The organism is Enterococcus salsurae (genome assembly GCF_054784955.1).
This window is the reverse complement of sequence record NZ_BAAHWY010000005.1, coordinates 135,153-153,587: the sequence shown is the minus strand read 5'-3', so window position 1 is coordinate 153,587 and position 18,435 is coordinate 135,153. Positions and strand designations below refer to the sequence as shown.

Here is an 18,435-nt window from a genome sequence, read left to right as displayed (position 1 = left end):
GCTCACCTTCCCTCTTGTTGGCCGTGCAAAAATCGATTTTCCAATGCTTCATAGGCAATCCTTGTTGCAGCCAATTCTTCTTTTAGCGCTTCGATTGCTTGATTTTGGGTATCTTCAATGAAGCGGTCATAATAATTGACGCCTCCCCCGAACAAATCATATTCCGGTTGTCGTTTCTTCAACTCCTGGTATAAACGTTCCGTCGAAAAGACTCTTAATCCACGGGCAGTTTGCTTGGCTTTGCCAACTTCCCTAGCTTGAGCTGAAATCAAACGAAACAATAGTGCTTTTTCGGGAACTTGCAGTAGTTGCCGTTGCGGTTTCTTTTCGACACTGAAATAGCCTTTTCTGCCGCTTTCTTTGTCTATAAAAGAATGATAAACCAGTACACCGATTGCTGGAAGGATTTGGTCCTTGACCTTTTCGTAGAGTGCTTTTGGCAAGACAAAATAATTATAGTGACCAATAAAAGACAACTTTGCTTTTGACCGAAAATCTGCCAAACTGACTTTTAATTCATAACAACGCCATTCAAATTCATTTTCTGCAGTCAAACGGCAGCTTAATGTATCGACAATGCCTTGGTCATCTGGCATCACGACTTCTTCAACCACGATGTCGCTGTTCTCACGGCAATAATAATAGAGTGCTTCTTCCATTTCGATCGTTAACGGGGTTTTCACAGCAATGCCTACTTTCTCAAATGAAAAATAACCTTCTATAAGTATAAAACATACGTTCCCGTTTTGGAAGTGTCTGACACAAATTTTGGCTATTTCTTTTGTTTTAACAAAGTTTACATAATTTAATTATTGAAAACACGCAAAAAAAAACCCGTTAAGGGAGCTGTTTGCGTGTTTTCACGGTGTCTTTATAGATACCTCACCAAAAGTTGCAACAACTGTTGCGGGAATTCGTGTAAATCAGACAAGTCGATGAAGCGTTCTGGGCCATAGATCGATTTGATGACATCTCGATCTTGACCGATGGCAGCTGCCAAAAACAATACCCCTTGACGTTCATAGTCAGCAATCACCTGTTGAATGTCGCTCTTGGCTTTTTCACCAGTATAATCAGGCAATGCTTTTGGTTGTCCGTCGCTGATATTCAAGACGAGTTTGGTTGTCGCTGTTTGTTGGCTGACGTGATGGGCCAAGACGCGTAACGCTGCGCCATCTCGATTGTTTTGCCGTGGTTTCATGGTCATGAGCTTCTCTGGGACAAAATCATATCCTTCGTGAAATTCCTTATAGGCATACAACGAGGTCTTTTCTCGTGCTGAAGTATCCGCTGTATCGCCGTAGATCATTAATGGGATTTGGACCTGTTGGGCAAACTCGGTCAACGCTAAGACTGCTTGTTGGGCATATTTGATGCGGTCTTCTCTGACCATAGATCCTGATTCGTCGATGCGGATCGCTACTGCCAAAGATGGTGTTTCATTAGGCGGATTCTTTTTGTCGAAGGTGCGTAAGTCTTGATAAACGACTTTACTCGCATCAAAACGTGTACCGGTATATTGGCCCTTTTGATAGACAGTTCCCTCTTCGTTTTCCAACAATTCTTTCGTTTGTTTTACCAAGGCATCAATCACAGGTCGTAAGGGTTGAATGAGCGCTTGTGCGGCCTTTCGCAGATGTAAATCTACAGCTGGTCGATGAACGATCAGCCCTTCTTTGGCATGGATCGATTCTTTTAACGCTTGGCGTGCTGTTTTTGACGCGTGGGCTTTTTCTTCTTTGTTCGTTGCTTCAAAATCTTCAAAGGTCAATGAATGATCTACAAGCTCCTGGTTGTCTGATTCAGTGCCGGTTGCGGCTTGTCCAGATTGACTTGCCGTCTCTGTATCCTCGAATAATCCAGCCGTATTTTGCGGCGCTACTTCTTTGTCTGAGACTGTTTCCTCAAGGGTTTCATCAGACGTTTTCTCAGGCAAGGTGTCGTTTTCTGCAGATGTAGAGGATTCTTCCTCGGTGAAAGCTGCTGTTAAATGAACATGTCCCTCGGCCGTGATGTTTATTTCTTGCGCTTCCTCAGCTGAAATACGGCGTCCAGCTGCTTTCTTGAAGTCTTGCAGTGGCTGGCCGTGGATCAGCAAGCGCAATTGCGCCAAAAGCCCTGTAGTATCGAGAGCTGTTTGCAATAGTTGCAATTCGTTGTTGTCGGTTGTGACTTTGTATAATACTTTTTGATGGATCGTTTGCAAGGGATCTTGTCCTCGTTTGACAGCTTTTAGCCAATAAAAATAGGAACGCATGCCAGCTGCGCCTTTAATAGCGTTCGCTTTAGCTGAGATGTCTAAGAGGCGAATGATTTCAGCCATTTTCTCTGCAACGGCTTGATTTTGGTAGCCGGTTTTGGCCATGCCGCGGTCAACCATCACACCTAAAGGCGGCAGATCCATTTTCTCTGCATGCTGCATCCGATCTCGCAAAGACTCATTCAACGGTCGATTGCCTTGGTAATTGCGATTGGTGGTAATCACAACCACACAATCTGGATGGCGTTGTACAAAACCTGTCGGAATATTCAACATGCCATTTTGTTCCAATGCTGCGTTTAGTGCCACCAACACGGAGGCATCGCGTATTACTGTTGGTTCCTGTATTTCTAATAGATAGCCTTTCTCCATTGCTCGTACAATCTCAGAAGGATAGTATTTATAACGAACGATTGGCTGGTCCTCAGCGTCCTCTATACGCTGGATCAGTTCAGCAAACTTTTCTTTCCCACGATCAGGTGTGACTGAAAAGTGCCGTTCGATCAATTGCAGGACATCATCAAAACAATCGCTTTGGTAGATGGCATCCAGCAAGTCTTTATCCTCTTCTTGATCCGTATTGATCACAGGCAGCAGCGCACCGAAGATGTCTGATTTATCCATATCGGCAAAGCAGGTGATTTTTGTATAAGGCAACTGCAGATCCGCGGACAATGCTTTGGCCAATTGGGTTTTGCCTGAACCTGCATCACCTTCTAACAAGATATTGAATAATTTCAGTTCAGGGTCATCCCAATTATCGGCAATCTCTGAGGCAATCCGCAATTCTTCAGCACTCGTCTGATGGCTGGCTGGTTTTTGCCAGATCATCATTCGTTCCAACTTGCTGAAGTCGCGCCCGGTTGTCACTGCATAGGGAAAATCGGGTTGTTCCATATGTATCCGCTCCTTTCTTAATAACCCAAATCTTCAAGCAGCCGTTTGAGTATTTTATATCTTTCGCCGATCAATTCGCCATTTTTTTGCAAAGTATCGTAAAAAGTCAAAATATCGGGATCGATAGTAGGATTTTCTGTATCGATTTCTGCCGTCATTCGATTGCCTTGGATACCAATAATATCGATCAATGGATTTTCTGGATCATAAAATTTTTCGTGGCGATAGGCTTCTTGAAAGTATAAGCTAGACTGCGCAGTCAAAATCGCCATGTCTAAGATCCGTGTCAAAGGCATTTCTTCTGCCTCCACGGAGGAATCAGCATGTTCATGCCATATTGCGCCGATGATATCATTGGGATTTTTTTCAGGGTCTAGTCCTAAGGATAATGCTTTGGCATCTGTATGCAAGGCATTCCGACCATCGATTTGATCGTAATGTTCAACTTTTACTACAGGTTTATGTTGTTGATCTTCAGGTATTTTCACATGAACACTCCTTAACTAAATGCGTTTGATGCTACTTATCAGTATAGATATCTACTAGCGGATACTCAAGCAATACACTTACATGCAACGAGGTGTTCACTAGATAAAAAGCGTCAATCAGGTGCTCGACCTGATTGACGCATGCGCTTAGGGAAAACTATAAACTTGATCCAGTCGCTTATTGTGCAGAAAGTGCAATACCGATTGCTTTTTCGCCTAAATGAGAACCAATGACTGGGCCAAAATGACCAATTTCAATGTAGGCATTTGGGTATTTGACTTGCAGCTTTTCTTTTTCTTCTTCGGCAACAGCCAAATTATTGGCATGGATCACATAGAACTTCACTGGATAAGCAATATCTGCTTCTCGCTGGCCGATAATATCTTCCGCGCGATTGAAGGCTTTTTTACTGGACCGCACTTTTTCATGAAGAACGATCTTTCCTTCATCAAATGTGAGTATCGGTTTGATTTTTAAAAGTCCGCCAATCAGTGCTGCACCATTGGTCAAGCGTCCGCCACGAACCAAATTGTTCAAATCATCGACGATCAAATAGGCATAGGTGTTTTCTTTGATGATATCTAAATGAGCCAAAATATCTGTCAAGGATTGGCCTTGCTTTGAAAGATCCAACGCAGCTTCTACCATATGTCCCATAGGCATACTGGTGATTTTTGAATCGTAAGGAATGATCTCAACACCTTCGATTTCATCTTTGATGCCATATAATGTATTGATAAATCCAGAGATACCACTAGATAAGTGGATACTGATGATCGTGTCATACCCACGATCACGCAAAGAAGTATATAGATCCATCACTTCTCCTAAAACCGGTTGTGAAGTGGTGGGGAATTCTTTGCTGTTTTTTAAAAGTGCATAATATTCATCCGCTTCGATGTCAATTCCCTCATTGTAGATTTTTCCATCTAAGATAACAGGTATCGGAATGACAAACAAATCCTCATGATTCTTGATCCGTTCCGGCAGATAAGCGGTACTGTCAGTTACAACGGCTAATTTCATTCTTTTTCCTCGTTTCAAGATATTTCAAACGTCATTAATAATATAGCACAATTTTGCATGCTTTCAAATGATTTTCAGAAGATTTCCCAATTCCTACTGATTGAAGAAATCAGAGATTGCTTGCTGATTTGTTTGCAGATCGACGACCAACACACTGCCTGCTGTGTCCGAATTTCCATACTGCCATGAGTCATCGACCGGAACAGTCAAGCGCTCAATACCAGCGGCGCCCCGCGCAATGGAGAAGATATTCTTTAGTAAAAAGGTAACTGGCAAGTTGGTTGAAGCGTAGCCGAGTACTTTACCCGCAGCATATGGCAATTTGGCGATCGACAATGGATTTTTCATCTCGCTGAAAATGGCATCAATCACTTGTTGCTGACGACGCACCCGACCAAAATCGCCTTCTTCATCCATGCGAAAACGTGCATATTGCAGCAATTCTAACCCATTCATCTGCTGTTGTCCTTTTTTGATGGCCACTTCCAGATTCTTACTCATATCTTTTTCGGCATTGATTGAGACACCAGAAGGGAATAATGTATCTATCACTTTCTCAAATGATTGGAAATCAACCTTCGTGTAGTATTTGGTCTCAACACCAAAATTTTGAGCCAACGTTTGTCGCACCAGTTCGGCACCACCAAAAGCGTATGCCGCATTGATTTTGTTTTCCCCATATCCAGGAATCGTCACCAATGTGTCACGCATAAATGAGACCAGCTTAGGTTGTCCTCCGCCATCTAGTTGCAGCACCATAATGGTATCTGCACGACCCGTCTCCCCTTCGCGGCTGTCACTACCAATCAGTAAAATGTTATTGCTGCCGTCTGCTGATGTGACACCATTAAAGGTTTCAGCGTCATCTTTTGGAATCGATGCGTCGCTTCTTGCGACCTGTTGACCAATAAAAAAGGCACCGACTGAATAAATCAATAAAAAGAGCAGTATGCGGATAACAATTCTTAAAAATGGTCTTTTCTTACGTTTTTTCTGTGCTTGTTTTTGCTTATTCTTTTGTTTTTTTGCTTGTTTTTTGGTTTCTTGATTTGTCGATTGTCCACGATTGGCTGAATCGGCGCCGCGGGCAGTGCTTTGCTTCGTATTTGACTCTAGGTTGTGTTGCGTATGGCCTTGTCTGATCTGCGTAAGCGGTACGCGAGGATCAATAGACATCGACGATGAACGACGATGTGTGTTTGTATGATCTTCAAGAGACTGATCATAGGCAGCGTCATCTTCTGGATCCTGCGCCTCTTGCGCGATGGTTCTGCGGGCAAAAATACTCTCTTTCGATGTCTGTTTCTCTTCTGCCAGTTTTTTATGTAGTTCTTTGTTTCGTTCCATCCGACTCATTGCGGTTTTCCTCCAATAAAATAGCTTTCTATCTATAAGGATACCTTACCCCTCACAGAAAGAAAGCTGTTTGTTTAAAATTTAATCTTTTTCTAGGAAAACAGACGCGCTTCACAGGTGTTTTATAGCGCCGTGACGCAGATGACGCACTGTTTGAATCTCTTGATAAAACCCTGTCAATGCCAACGCATCGTCAGACGCTTTAAGGATGAAAGACTGTGACATGGACTACCTCACTTTCTTTTCTTCAACTGGATAGACACCTAGCAGATGGACCCCGCTGCCTAAGAGCTGAATCTCCTCAAACGCATTGGCTATCAATTGGATTGGTTTATCCACGACCAAGTCGATCACAAAAAAATATTCCCCTAGCGTTGTTTTTGACGGTCGGGACTCGATTTTACTCAAATCGATATCACGCCAGCCAAAAGCCGCCAAAATCTTGTGTAAAATGCCCGGTTGATTGGCTGGCAATGTAACAAAAATCGTTGCTTTAGCAGCATCGTCAGAAACAGCATCCAACTGAGCTGCTCCTTGTTTCATCACCCAAAATCGGGTTTGATTGAAGGAGACATCTTGGATATCTTCCGCTTCTATCCGTAAATCATAGAAAGCAGCCGCTTCTTTAGAAGCAATTGCGGCTACCGAATCATCAGGATGATTTTTGACATAAAGCGCCGCGGTCGTTGTTGAAGCAACCGCTTCGATCACCGCATGTTGATAATAGCGATTTAAAAAGTTGGTACATTGTGCGAGTGCTTGCGGATGAGAAATGATTCTTGTGATCACTGGCGGTTGGTCTTTACCAGACTCCGCTGTCACCAACTGATGGTTGATTGGCAAGATGATCTCCTTTTCGATCGACAGTTTTTGTTCTCTGAAGAGCGTGTCGATCGTCGCATGCACTGACCCTTCCAATGAATTTTCATTTGGCACGACGCACCGATCCACGACGCCGTCGACCAATGCTTGAATACACAGAGGGATCGAAGGGTATGGCACCAATGTTTCATGGACAAAGGCATCTTTGGCAGCAAGATATGTGAAGGAGTTCTCCGGACCTAAATAACCGACCTGCATACTATTCACCTACTTTTGTTATAATTTCTGCAACGATCTCCTGCGGTGCCTTATTTGTCGTTTCTACTACCAATGTGGCACTCTCTTCATAAAATGGGATCCTAGGCTGGTAGACAGCCAAAATCTCAGCTGGTGTTTTTGATAAAACCAACGGGCGGATATTTTCCGCATCTCCTTCCAATCGGCTAATCAATTCTGCTGGATCAGTCTTCAAATATACGACGCGCGGCATATTTTTCAATAGCTCTCGGTTTTCTTCTTTTAGCACAATGCCGCCACCAGTCGAAATGATCGCTGATCTTGTCAAAGTCTCTGCTAAAATACGGGTTTCGATTTCTCGGAAGGCAGGTTCACCATGGATAGCAAAGTAATCCTGGATGCTCATGCCGATTTCCTCAGTGATCAAATCATCAAAATCAATCTGCGACAAGCCGGTTTCCTCAGCTAAAAGCTTGCCGACCGTCGTCTTGCCAGCACCCATAAAGCCGATCAATACAATACCATTCATTTTGCTTCACCACCTTGCGCTAAAGTTGTGACATCATCAAAGAAATGAGGGTAAGAAACTGCCACAGCTTCTGCCCAATCCAATTCAACATCTTCATCTGTTAGCAATGCAGCGATCTGCAGCATCATACCGATTCGATGATCGCCTCGACTAGAAACTTGACCACCATGCAGTTTTGTCGGTCCATGGATGATCAATCCATCGGCAGTCGGTGTGATATCCGCGCCTAACTTTTGCAATTCCTCGGCGGTGGCATCGATACGGTTGGTTTCTTTGACTTTTAATTCTTCGGCATCTTTGATCACCGTTGTGCCATGGGCTTGCGTGGCTAAGAGCGCGATGATAGGCAATTCATCGATCAAGCGGGGGATGATATCGCCAGAAATCGTGATAGCAGTTAATTGAGAAGAACGAATATCAATCGTGGCAGATTGGTTTTGTACATCTTGGTCATGGATGGACATCTCTGCGCCCATTTCTTCCAGCACCTCTAAGATACCCGTTCTCGTTGGATTGATGCCCACATTGGTCAATGTGACCTGACTCTCAGGCATGATCGCTGCAGCGGTCAAAAAGAATGCGGCGGAAGAAATATCTCCTGGAACGATCACTTCCTGTCCTTGCAGTGTTTGCGGACCCGTGACGGTGATTTTTTTCCCTTCAGTACTGATATTTCCGCCAAATTGACGAATCATCTCCTCGGTGTGATTGCGGCTGGCTTCTTTTTCGATAATCGTAGATGTGCCCTTGGCTTGTAAGGCCGCAAAAATAATCGCTGATTTGACTTGGGCGCTGGCTACAGGCATCGTATATGTGATGGGCAGCAGCGATCCTTTCCCGGCAACAGTGATGGGTGGAAATTCTGTGTTTTGATCCCCAGATAAGATTGCACCCATTTCCCGTAAAGGCAGCATCACACGATTCATTGGCCGTCGATTCAAAGAATCATCGCCATACAGGGTCGTTTCGAAAGACTGACCAGCCAAGATCCCCATCATCAAGCGAATCGTCGTACCAGAATTGCCGATATCGATCGCCGTTTCTGCAGGTTTCAGCCCGTCAAACCCTTGGCCTTCGATGGTAATCGTTTCCCCATCATCAGTAATTGGTACGCCTAATTTTTGGAAAGCGTGCAAGGTACTGAAACAGTCCTCTCCCCTCAAAAAATTGCGAACGGTTGTCGTGCCGTTAGCCAATGCACCGAACATAATGCTGCGGTGAGAAATGGATTTATCAGCGGGTACAGCGATCGTCCCGTTTAAATGCGTAGCTTTGACTAATTTCATCGTATTCTCCTATTTGATCCGACATGTGTAGGTCGTTTTTTGGTTGATTAGCTGTTCTGCCAACAGCAAATCGTTTTGGCTTTTGAAGGAGATCTGAAGGACACCAGTGATCTCTTCACGGCTTTCTAAAATTTTCAAATTGATCAAGGACAGCTGATGCGTCCCTAACAGTCCGGTGACTTCTGCGATCACTCCTGAATAATCGGGCACATCGATAAATAAATCGTAAAACGCTGGAATAGCGCCATTTTGATGGACTGGCAGCTGATCGCGAGTTTCTTTTGCTGATTCGAAAAATGCATAAATCGCCTGTTCATCTTTCGTTTGCAACCAACGGGAGACGGTGTCCATCCGCTTTTGCCAGTCAGCGATCATCGTCAGCAGTGCCTGTTGATTGCTTAATAAAATATCGGTCCACATGCGCGGGTCAGACGAAGCAATTCGCGTGATATCCCGAAAACCGCCCGCAGCCAATTGTTGTGCTCTAGGATGTGCTTGGTTGAAGGTATCCGCTTGATTCACTAAACCAGAGGCAATGATGTGGGGCAAGTGGCTAAGCATACCGGTGATTTGATCATGCTCTGCTGGTGTCAGTGTCACATACTTCGCCCGTGTTCCTTGAAATAATGCTTCCAGTTCGTTGATACGGGAAGCATCGTTCGGCGTAAAAATATAATAGGCATTTTCAAACAAATCTCCATTTGCGGCTTGAATCCCGGATTTATGCGAGCCAGCCATTGGATGACCGCCGATAAAATCAAAGGAAAACTGTTGCGCAAATTGACTGATCTCTGATTTTGTACTGCCGGTATCTGTCACCAATACATTCGGCTTGAGGGGTAGTTGCCCTAAGCGCGCCAAATAACTTTTCGTGATTTCCACGGGTAATGCCAACAGAATGATATCTGCTTGGACGGCTCCTTCATCAAAAGAAGCTGGGACTTCAGCAACGAGGTTAGTCTGACGGGCGATCTCATTCGTCGATGAACAATGATCCCAGCCCATCAGATAGCTCTCGGGATGTTCCTTCTTTATACATATTGCCAGTGATGCACCGATCAGCCCTAGACCTGCGATCATAATCCGTTGCGTCATATCCCTTGTCCTCTCCTTCATTCATTTTTTTGTCAACCTGTATTTAATACTGTAGTAAGTATGCGCGGTATTCTTTGACTGCCGCTTGTAATTCTTCGTATGAATCACTTGGGAATTTCTCTAAGATCTCATTGGCGACAACTGTAGCAACCACACTTTCGCAGACGACACTTGCTGCTGGTACTGCAGTACTATCAGAGCGTTCGACACTTGCTTTGTAGGGTTCCTTGCTGTCGATATCCACGCTTTGCAATGGTTTATACAACGTTGGGATTGGTTTCATGACGCCACGTACCACGATAGGTTCTCCATTGGTCATTCCGCCTTCAAAGCCGCCTAAATTATTGCTGCGTCGGGTATACCCGGATGTCGCATCCCACAAGATCTCATCCATGACTTTGGATCCTGGCAATACTCCAGCTTCGAAACCGACCCCAAACTCAGCGCCTTTAAAAGCATTGATGCTGACAACAGCTTGGGCAATTTTGGCATCGAGTTTTTTATCCCATTGCACATAACTGCCAAGACCTGCTGGCACGCCGCCAACTAAGACTTCTACAACGCCACCAATCGTGTCGCCATTTTTTTTCGTTTGATCGATCAATGCCTTGATGTCTGCTTCAACTGAAGGATCAAGGACTCGGACTTCGGATGCCTCAGAACGTTCGGCAATTTCTTTGACAGTCAAGCCGTCAGGAATCTCAGCCTTGATCCCGCCTAACATGGTGACATGGCCAGCGACATCTATCTCTAACTCTTTCAATATTTTCTTAGCAATTGCACCAATCGCTACCCGCATCGTCGTCTCTCTAGCAGAGGAGCGTTCAAGGACGTTGCGTAAATCTTGATGATGGTATTTCATCCCACCGACCAAATCTGCATGTCCAGGTCTAGGCCGTGCAACACGTCGCAACTTGCGGTCTTTTTCCGGCACTTCTTCAATGGCCATGACTTTGGTCCAGTTTTTCCAGTCTTTATTTTCAACGATCAATGTGACGGGAGAACCTAACGTTTTACCATGACGAATCCCGGAAGTGATCTTGACTTGGTCTTTCTCGATCAGCATGCGGCCGCCTCGACCATAACCAGTCTGCCTTCTTGCCAATTCATGATTAATGTCTTCAGCCGTCAATGGCAGGCCAGCGGGCAAGCCTTCGATGATGGCTGTCAATTCTGGTCCATGGGATTCCCCAGCTGTAATGTAACGCATAATAGATAACCTTCCTTCTTTCTTATAGGTAGTTTTTGATATTTATTGTAGGGATGGTAACGACTCTCGCTTGTCCAATTTCAGCCAGCAGAATAATTTTGATTTGATTGCCTCGCGCTTTTTTATCATGTGTTATCGCTTGAAATAGTTGCTCCTGATCCACGTCTGGCAAATTGGTTGGCAAAGAAAATTTACGATTCATATTGATTAGTTGTTGTGTAGACCCCTTTTTTGAAAACCCAATCTTCTCCGCATGGCGTGTGATCATCACCATACCGATCGCCACACCCTCACCGTGACTCAGCGTGCCGAATCCAGACAACTTTTCCAATCCATGGCCAATGGTATGACCAAAATTCAATGTCAATCGGCTGCCATGATCAAATGGATCTTCTTCCACAACCTGTTGCTTGATTTTCAACGTTTCAGTGATGATTTCTGTTGCATGTGCTAAGAGATCTTCTTCATCCGCTAATGCTGCAAGTCTTTGCCATAGAATTGGATCTGCGATAGCCGCTGATTTGATGATCTCAGCTATGCCTTCTCGTACCCTTTGGATGGGCAATGTAGTCAGTAGCGCTGGATCGATCAAGACGCCTTCTGGCTGAGAGAACGTCCCCACCAGGTTTTTGGCTGAGTCGGTATTGACGGCTGTTTTGCCGCCAATACTCGAATCTACTTGTGCCAATAAACTCGTTGGGATTTGCAAGAAATGGATCCCTCGCATATAGGTAGAGGCCACAAAACCAGCCAAATCACCGATCACACCGCCTCCTAACGCAATGATGCCATCGCTGCGGGTCATGCCGAATGTTGCCAACTGATCATAAAGGGCCGTAGCTTGCAGCAATGATTTGCTTTTTTCCCCTGCGGGCACTTCGAGCAATGTCGCATCAAATCCATGGCGCTTCAAAGCTGTCATTATGGCTTCTCCATACAAAGGTGCAACATGGCTATCGGTGATCACCGCGACTTTTTGTGCTTGCCACAAGCGACTGACCCAACTACCGACCTCTTTAAAGGCACCTGATTCGATGATGATATCGTATGATTGATCTTTTAAATTTATGTGTAACATCTACCTACACCTCACGATTTGTTCTTCAGATTATAATGCTTTGATTTCTTTCATCGCTTTTTCCATAATATTGACTTCTTGCATCATTCTCATGTATGTTTTTTCATTCAGTGATTGCGGACCATCTGACCATGCATTTGCTGGATCAGGATGGATTTCGACGATCATACCATCTGCCCCAGCAGCGACACCCGCTCTCGCCATTGGCGGAACTAGATCCCAAATGCCTGTACCATGACTAGGGTCAACAATGATTGGGAAGTGACTTAGTTTCTTGATGATTGGCACTGCACTGAGGTCGAAGGTGTTTCGTGTAGCTGTTTCGTAAGTCCGAATCCCCCGTTCAATGAAAATCACTTCACTCTTGTCTTGTACGGCAATGTATTCAGCTGCATTCAACCACTCATCGATCGTACCTGAGATCCCGCGTTTCAAGCCGATTGGTTTGCCTGTTTTCCCAACAGCTGATAGTAATTTGAAGTTTTGCATGTTGCGGGCACCAATCTGTAAAATGTCGCTGTATGCAGCAACCATATCGATATGGCCTTCATCCATGACTTCAGTAATGACTTTCATACCCAACTCATCTGCTGCTTGACGGATGTATTTCAAGCCTTCTTCTTCTAATCCTTGGAAAGCATATGGTGACGTCCGAGGTTTGAAGGCTCCTCCACGTAAGATCGTTGCACCGCCGGCTTTCGCGATACGGGCACATTCACGGATTTGATCAAGGCCTTCGATTGAACATGGGCCAGCCATTGTAACGAAGTTGCCACCACCGATTTTTACCCCATCAACATCGACAACTGTATCTTGCGGATGGAATTCGCGTGAAGTCAATTTGTACGTATTTGAAATACGAATTGCGTCTTCAACGCCTTCGTAACTGCGGAATGCAACATCTTGGATCAAGCGGGTATCTCCTTTAAGGCCGATCACAACTTGTTCTTTTCCTTGGTTGACTTGAACATCCAAGCCTTCTTTTTTGATTCTTGTTACAACAACATCCACTTGTTCGGCAGTTGCGCCTGGTTTCATAATTACGATCATTTTCATTTCCTACTTTCAGTTTTTATAGTTTATAATTTATAGTTGCTTTTTTATAATGTTTCGATCAATGCTTGGACTTTCTTCACCAGCATTTCTTTGCCTGTCCATAATTCAAATGCTGCAGCACCTTGATAGAGCAGCATGCTCAATCCATTTGCTGTTTTGGCACCGGCTGCTTTAGCATCCCGCAACAATTGGGTTTCACGGGGATTGTAGATCACATCGTAGACCGCCATTGACGCCCGTAATAGCGATGTGTCTTTTAGCGGACTCTCTGATTCATTGGGCTTCATCCCAACCCCAGTCGCATTGACCAGCAACTGACTCTTATTCAAAGCGTCTGCCAAAGCTGAATCATCTGCTAAGTCTTGCAGTGTGATGTTGCAGCCTGTTTGTTGTGCAATGTCTTGTAATTTGACTTCGATCACTGGATAAAAAGCATCTTTTCGATTAAATACTTGGATCTCTTTGACACCATCCAAAGCTGCTTGACTAATGATCGCTGTTGCTGCACCGCCGGCACCGATCACTGTGATCGTTTCACCGATGATCGACACATCGATTGCCTCCAGTGCTTTCATAAAGCCGATGCCGTCTGTATTGTGTCCAGTTAAGTGACCGTTGTCGTTGACGATCGTGTTGATCGCACCAATCAAAGCCGCTGCTGGTGAAAGTGCATCTACCAATGGTACGGCCGCCATCTTGTGGGGCATTGATAGATTGACACCTAACATATCTAAGGTACGGATACTTTCAATGCTGGTTGCCAAGTTTTCTGGTTCAACATCAAAGGCAAGATAGACTGCATCAATGTTGTTTTCTGAAAAAGACAGATTGTGCATTGCTGGTGAGATGCTGTGTCGTGCTGGCTTAGCGAACAGTGCGGCTAAGCGGGTATGCCCGGAGATCATTTGTTCCATTTGATTCATTCCCTTCAACAAAAAAAGATGTCCACCGTAAATTGTCAGAATCTACAGTGAACACCTTTAAACATTACATATCAGCTGATATACGAATATAAAAAATAGCCACTATAGATTTTACGATCTACGTGGCTGCGAATTCATTACGAAATGCCCTAGCCATCATAGATACAAACGCGTAGTTTGCATCCATGCTTTCATGAATACAAACCTATCTAAAATAGCTAAAGTAATAATTATTCAGTTGTGAGGGGTTCGATTGCAATTGTTTTTGCATAATAGTTCGCTCCAAACTGATGTAAGATTGACCTTAGTATAGGATTTCTTGTGAAAGTTGTCAATGATTTTTTCTGATTTTTTTCAAATATTTGCATTTTATTTATCTAAACGCTGTAATAGCAACGTTTTACAAATCATCTTCAAAGAACAATAACAGTTCAGGCAAGCTAAGCGCCGCTTTTTCTGTTGCGGACAAATCTTTGACGATTTCTCCTTTGCGTAATAAAATCAAACGATTACCGTATTTTAATGCATCGTCCATGCGGTGGGTGATCATCAAGCACGTCAATTGCTGTTGGGCCACTCTCTCAGCAGTGATCTGCATCAGTTGTTTGGATGTCTTGGGATCCAAAGCCGCGGTATGCTCATCCAATAGCAGCAATTTTGGTGTTTGGATCGTGGCCATCAGCAAACTTAACGCTTGTCTTTGCCCACCTGACAAATTTCCCGTCGGTGTGTCCAAATGTTGTTCCAAGCCATTGCCAACTTGTTGGCACAAAATATAGAAGTCCTCTCGTTGATTTTGCAGCTGTCTCAATTTCAAATTACGCTTTTGCCCTCTTTTTTGTGCCAACAATAAGTTTTCTGCAACGGTCATCCGTGGTGCAGTACCCATTTTTGGGTCCTGAAAGACCCGCGCCAAATAGCGGGCTCTTTTTTCTTCCGATAACGTGGTGACCTCTTGGTCATCGATCTTGATCTGCCCGCTTGTTAGTGGCAGCGTGCCAGAAATACAATTGAACAAGGTACTTTTCCCTGCGCCATTGCCGCCTACCACCGTGACGAACTCACCTGGTTGTAATGTCAAGTCAACTTTATTCAGTAGGACTTTCTTTTCATGGGGACCATTACCCACCACTTTGGTTGCTTTGCTGATCTGTAACATTACTCATCCTCCGTTTCGAACCCTGTGCGTAAATGCAGGGCTTGCTTTAGTTGCGGGATCAATAGGCAGATCGTCAATACGATGGCAGAGAATATTTTCAAGTACGTCGTATCAAAACCAGCTTTGATCACAAATAAAATCAATAATTGATAGATGATACTACCAATCACGATCGCAATCAAGCGTTCCACTAGGGTCAATTCTCCATATAGAACCTCACCGATAATGATCGATGCCAATCCGATCACGATGACCCCAATCCCTTTGCTGACATCCGCATAGCCGTCATTTTGGGCAATCAACGCCCCTGACAATGCAATGACCCCATTAGATACGATCAAACCCAAAATCTTCATCCGATCAGTGTTGATACCCATTGATTTGGCCATGTCTTCATTGTCGCCTGTTGCGATATAAGCTTGACCAAGATTGGTATGGAACAGATACAACAAGATGCCGCCAATCAATACGACCATGATCAACCCAATGATGACCGTATCGTAATAGTTTGGCAAATTCATTTTTGTAAAAAAGTCTTGAATTTTCGGTTGATTCAATAAAGACAGATTCGGTGATTGCATGACAAACAACATGACAGAATTCAAGGCTGACATCACTAGGATCCCTGCTAAGATCACTGGAATCTTACCTTTGGTGTAAAGCAGACCCGTGACACATCCTGCACACATACCAGCCAGTACACCCAGTACAGTAGCTAAAACAGGTGAAACGCCATGGGTGATGGCTGTGACACACACGGCCCCTCCTAGAGGAAACGAGCCTTCAGTCGTCATGTCTGGAAAATTTAGAATGCGATACGTCATAAAAATACCTAAACCAAGAATGCCCCATAATAGCCCTTGGCCGATTGCTGATACGATCATGTTGATTCCTCCATTATTGCACACTGCCAGATGTCGTTAGCGACATTGGCAGTGCCTAATTCGTTACGTTACTCTGCGCTTGATGATGTGGTTGCATCATCGCTGTTGACCATTGTCGCATCCGCTTTGATGCTGTCAGGGATCGTGATGCCTAAAAACGCTGCTTGTTCTTCGTTGATGATCGTTTCCCCATCACTGAATGTGTAGATTGGTGTCGTTGCTGGTTCTGATGTCCCATCTAAGATTGCAGCAACCATTTTTCCAGTTTCCACCCCAATCGTAAACTGGTCTTGCCCAACAGTAGCTAGGCCCCCTTGTTCGACCATGGTGTCCACAGATGTAATGATCGGTGTTTTGGTTTTATTGGCTTCGCCGACAACAGTTTGCATCGCATTCGCAATCGTATTGTCTAATGGAATATAGATAAAGTCAACTTCTTGCGCCATGACTTGAACTGTTTGTGCAATCTCATTGCTTGAAGGAACCGCATATTTTTTTGTGGTCAAACCATTGTCTTGTGCTGCTGCTTCTGCCTCAGCCACTTGATACTTCGAATTGTCTTCAGTCGACGAGTATAAGATTCCGACAGATTTGGCATCTGGCATGAGTTCTGTAGCCAATTTGATCTGTGCCGCCACAGGCGCTTTGTCAGATACCCCGGTGATATTGCCGCCAGGTTCGTCCATATCAGCAACCAAATTTGCACCAACTGGATCTGTGACAGCACCTAATACGATTGGTACATCTTGCGTCACATTTGCTAAGGCTTGTGCCGCTGGTGTCGCCACACCCACCAGCACATCTGCATTTTTGTTTAACAGCTGCTGACTCATCGTGGCCAATTTACTTTGATCCGCTTGTCCGTTTTGAAACTCGATCGTTAAATTATCGCCTTCAGTATAGCCTGATTCTTTCAATCCCTCTTTGATACCATTCGTAATGGCATCTAATGCTTCATGGCTGACATATTGCAAGATTCCCACCGTTTTGTCCGCTTTTTCACTTGTCGTTGCTGTCGTGGCTGCTTGATCATTGCCGCGGCTCATGCCTAATTGATACACCAATGTTGCCCCCAAAAATAGTAAAATAACAATAACTGTAGCCATTAATCCTTTGTTTTTCATGTGTATTTGCTCCTTTTATTTTCAAGTATATTGATATGATTGCCAGACGAATGTTGAGAACAAAAAAAGCAACTGCCTATGGTTGGGCAATTGCTTGTAAGCAAAAGCCGCATAGAAGCTCGTCCTATGCGGCGGATATGTCAACTACCAGCATAGATACAGCACTTTAGAAGGTTCTCTAAAAAGTTGTATCTATGGAATGAGGTCCATCAATACAACTATCTACGCCAGATTTGCCATGATTTGACTTGCAATGGAATAAATAGTTTCATGATTGTTCCTCCTCTTCCTGTGATCGATTTCTTGATTTGAATTTAGTTTAGCTTATTGATAAAAAAACGTCAATAGAAACTTTGCAAATTGTCAGATTTTTTTATTCATCCTCATCCAAGGAGCGAATCGTCCACATTGGCAAGCGATTCAGTTCAGGAATAAATTCAGTTTCCGGATGTTCAAATGAGTCAAATGTAAAGCGGTTCTTTTCAACCCCTTCTTCATAGAAGACAAAGGTCACTTTATTCGGATCTACTTGATACGTGTCGGTGAAAAAAACAGTGTCATAAACGATTGGGTAATAATAAAACGTCCGATTCAATTCCTCTTCCTGGTCAGCAATCAACTGATACACCTGGTCTAACGCTTCTCCATGTGGTTGACTGAACATGACCGAGATGGCTTTTGTCTGCTGGATGGTTTGATCCGCAGATTGATAGTGCAATGGTTGCACTTTTTCTGAAGGGAGCTGTTCAAAGGCCATGCGGTCTACCAATGATGCTTTGATTTGCTTTTGAGAAAAAAGGATAATCCCCGCAAAAACCACTGCCAATAGGATCCCAGTGCTTAAGATAATCAGCGTTTTACGTTGATTACGATAGACATCATCCACGAAATCATGCCAAATATCCGCACCTTTACGTTTCATTTCTTGAAAATAACGGGCGGCTTCTGCCATAAGGCCCCCTCCTTTGATAATATATTTATGTAAAAATTCGTCGGTTCATCTT

The 18,435-nt window shown here is 44.1% G+C and carries 17 protein-coding genes; all 17 read right to left on the bottom strand.

From position 1 onward, the window contains the following. Positions 1-2: 2 nt before the first annotated feature. On the bottom strand, positions 3-683 hold the full coding sequence (locus ACYVRS_RS12925) for a hypothetical protein (RefSeq protein WP_312541007.1): 681 nt from the start codon (positions 681-683) through the stop codon (positions 3-5). Between the two features lie 188 nt (positions 684-871). Continuing rightward, complete coding sequence (locus tag ACYVRS_RS12920; protein ID WP_461203492.1) at positions 872-3,157, bottom strand: AAA family ATPase; 2,286 nt, start codon at positions 3,155-3,157, stop codon at positions 872-874. Positions 3,158-3,174: 17 nt separating this feature from the next. Further along, positions 3,175-3,645, bottom strand: coding sequence for a DUF6530 family protein (locus tag ACYVRS_RS12915; RefSeq protein ID WP_312498950.1), 471 nt, complete (start codon positions 3,643-3,645; stop codon positions 3,175-3,177). 178 nt (positions 3,646-3,823) lie between these two features. Then, positions 3,824-4,672, bottom strand: a complete 849-nt coding sequence (locus ACYVRS_RS12910; RefSeq protein WP_312498951.1) for a DegV family protein — start codon at positions 4,670-4,672, stop codon at positions 3,824-3,826. A gap of 93 nt (positions 4,673-4,765) precedes the next feature. Next, positions 4,766-6,028: an LCP family protein gene (locus ACYVRS_RS12905; protein ID WP_461203491.1), complete on the bottom strand. Its 1,263-nt coding sequence runs from the start codon at positions 6,026-6,028 to the stop codon at positions 4,766-4,768. 228 nt (positions 6,029-6,256) lie between these two features. Next, entirely contained in the window at positions 6,257-7,108 is an 852-nt protein-coding gene (gene pheA / locus ACYVRS_RS12900; protein ID WP_461203490.1) for a prephenate dehydratase, read from the bottom strand. Between the two features lies 1 nt (position 7,109). After that, the gene (locus tag ACYVRS_RS12895) at positions 7,110-7,616 is read right to left on the bottom strand and encodes a shikimate kinase (protein ID WP_313510751.1); all 507 of its coding nucleotides are present in this window, start codon (positions 7,614-7,616) and stop codon (positions 7,110-7,112) included. Further along, positions 7,613-8,902 (bottom strand): 3-phosphoshikimate 1-carboxyvinyltransferase, encoded by a 1,290-nt coding sequence (aroA, locus tag ACYVRS_RS12890; protein WP_461203489.1) that lies wholly within the window; start codon positions 8,900-8,902, stop codon positions 7,613-7,615. Before aroA ends, ACYVRS_RS12895 begins: the two co-directional genes overlap by 4 nt. A gap of 9 nt (positions 8,903-8,911) precedes the next feature. Beyond that, positions 8,912-9,997 carry a prephenate dehydrogenase gene (locus ACYVRS_RS12885; RefSeq protein WP_313538880.1) on the bottom strand — a complete coding sequence of 362 codons (1,086 nt, stop codon included), beginning with the start codon at positions 9,995-9,997 and terminating at the stop codon, positions 8,912-8,914. A gap of 43 nt (positions 9,998-10,040) precedes the next feature. After that, a complete protein-coding gene (gene aroC, locus ACYVRS_RS12880; RefSeq protein WP_313538882.1) occupies positions 10,041-11,207 on the bottom strand; it encodes a chorismate synthase in 1,167 nt (388 codons plus the stop codon). 22 nt (positions 11,208-11,229) lie between these two features. After that, positions 11,230-12,285, bottom strand: a complete 1,056-nt coding sequence (aroB, locus tag ACYVRS_RS12875; protein WP_461203488.1) for a 3-dehydroquinate synthase — start codon at positions 12,283-12,285, stop codon at positions 11,230-11,232. A gap of 30 nt (positions 12,286-12,315) precedes the next feature. After that, the gene (aroF, locus tag ACYVRS_RS12870) at positions 12,316-13,335 is read right to left on the bottom strand and encodes a 3-deoxy-7-phosphoheptulonate synthase (protein WP_054114966.1); all 1,020 of its coding nucleotides are present in this window, start codon (positions 13,333-13,335) and stop codon (positions 12,316-12,318) included. A 50-nt stretch (positions 13,336-13,385) separates the two neighbouring features. Then, complete coding sequence (gene aroE, locus ACYVRS_RS12865) at positions 13,386-14,255, bottom strand: shikimate dehydrogenase (protein WP_461203487.1); 870 nt, start codon at positions 14,253-14,255, stop codon at positions 13,386-13,388. Between the two features lie 409 nt (positions 14,256-14,664). Further along, complete coding sequence (locus ACYVRS_RS12860) at positions 14,665-15,423, bottom strand: ABC transporter ATP-binding protein (protein WP_313538888.1); 759 nt, start codon at positions 15,421-15,423, stop codon at positions 14,665-14,667. Continuing rightward, positions 15,423-16,307 carry an ABC transporter permease gene (locus tag ACYVRS_RS12855; protein WP_054114963.1) on the bottom strand — a complete coding sequence of 295 codons (885 nt, stop codon included), beginning with the start codon at positions 16,305-16,307 and terminating at the stop codon, positions 15,423-15,425. Before ACYVRS_RS12855 ends, ACYVRS_RS12860 begins: the two co-directional genes overlap by 1 nt. Positions 16,308-16,375: 68 nt before the next feature. Continuing rightward, positions 16,376-17,431, bottom strand: a complete 1,056-nt coding sequence (gene trpX, locus ACYVRS_RS12850; protein WP_461203486.1) for a tryptophan ABC transporter substrate-binding protein — start codon at positions 17,429-17,431, stop codon at positions 16,376-16,378. Positions 17,432-17,804: 373 nt separating this feature from the next. Then, complete coding sequence (locus ACYVRS_RS12845; RefSeq protein WP_461203485.1) at positions 17,805-18,383, bottom strand: hypothetical protein; 579 nt, start codon at positions 18,381-18,383, stop codon at positions 17,805-17,807. Positions 18,384-18,435 lie beyond the last annotated feature (52 nt).

Bases quoted from the DNA above. Each gene is read 5' to 3' on its own strand.
- ACYVRS_RS12920 (WP_461203492.1), bottom strand. From the start codon at position 3,157: ATGGAACAACCCGATTTTCCCTATGCAGTGACAACCGGGCGCGACTTC.
- ACYVRS_RS12910 (WP_312498951.1), bottom strand. From the start codon at position 4,672: ATGAAATTAGCCGTTGTAACTGACAGTACCGCTTATCTGCCGGAACGG.
- ACYVRS_RS12905 (WP_461203491.1), bottom strand. From the start codon at position 6,028: ATGAGTCGGATGGAACGAAACAAAGAACTACATAAAAAACTGGCAGAA.
- pheA (WP_461203490.1), bottom strand. From the start codon at position 7,108: ATGCAGGTCGGTTATTTAGGTCCGGAGAACTCCTTCACATATCTTGCT.
- ACYVRS_RS12895 (WP_313510751.1), bottom strand. From the start codon at position 7,616: ATGAATGGTATTGTATTGATCGGCTTTATGGGTGCTGGCAAGACGACG.
- aroA (WP_461203489.1), bottom strand. From the start codon at position 8,902: ATGAAATTAGTCAAAGCTACGCATTTAAACGGGACGATCGCTGTACCC.
- ACYVRS_RS12885 (WP_313538880.1), bottom strand. From the start codon at position 9,997: ATGACGCAACGGATTATGATCGCAGGTCTAGGGCTGATCGGTGCATCA.
- aroC (WP_313538882.1), bottom strand. From the start codon at position 11,207: ATGCGTTACATTACAGCTGGGGAATCCCATGGACCAGAATTGACAGCC.
- aroB (WP_461203488.1), bottom strand. From the start codon at position 12,285: ATGTTACACATAAATTTAAAAGATCAATCATACGATATCATCATCGAA.
- aroF (WP_054114966.1), bottom strand. From the start codon at position 13,335: ATGATCGTAATTATGAAACCAGGCGCAACTGCCGAACAAGTGGATGTT.
- aroE (WP_461203487.1), bottom strand. From the start codon at position 14,255: ATGGAACAAATGATCTCCGGGCATACCCGCTTAGCCGCACTGTTCGCT.
- ACYVRS_RS12860 (WP_313538888.1), bottom strand. From the start codon at position 15,423: ATGTTACAGATCAGCAAAGCAACCAAAGTGGTGGGTAATGGTCCCCAT.
- ACYVRS_RS12855 (WP_054114963.1), bottom strand. From the start codon at position 16,307: ATGATCGTATCAGCAATCGGCCAAGGGCTATTATGGGGCATTCTTGGT.
- trpX (WP_461203486.1), bottom strand. From the start codon at position 17,431: ATGAAAAACAAAGGATTAATGGCTACAGTTATTGTTATTTTACTATTT.
- ACYVRS_RS12845 (WP_461203485.1), bottom strand. From the start codon at position 18,383: ATGGCAGAAGCCGCCCGTTATTTTCAAGAAATGAAACGTAAAGGTGCG.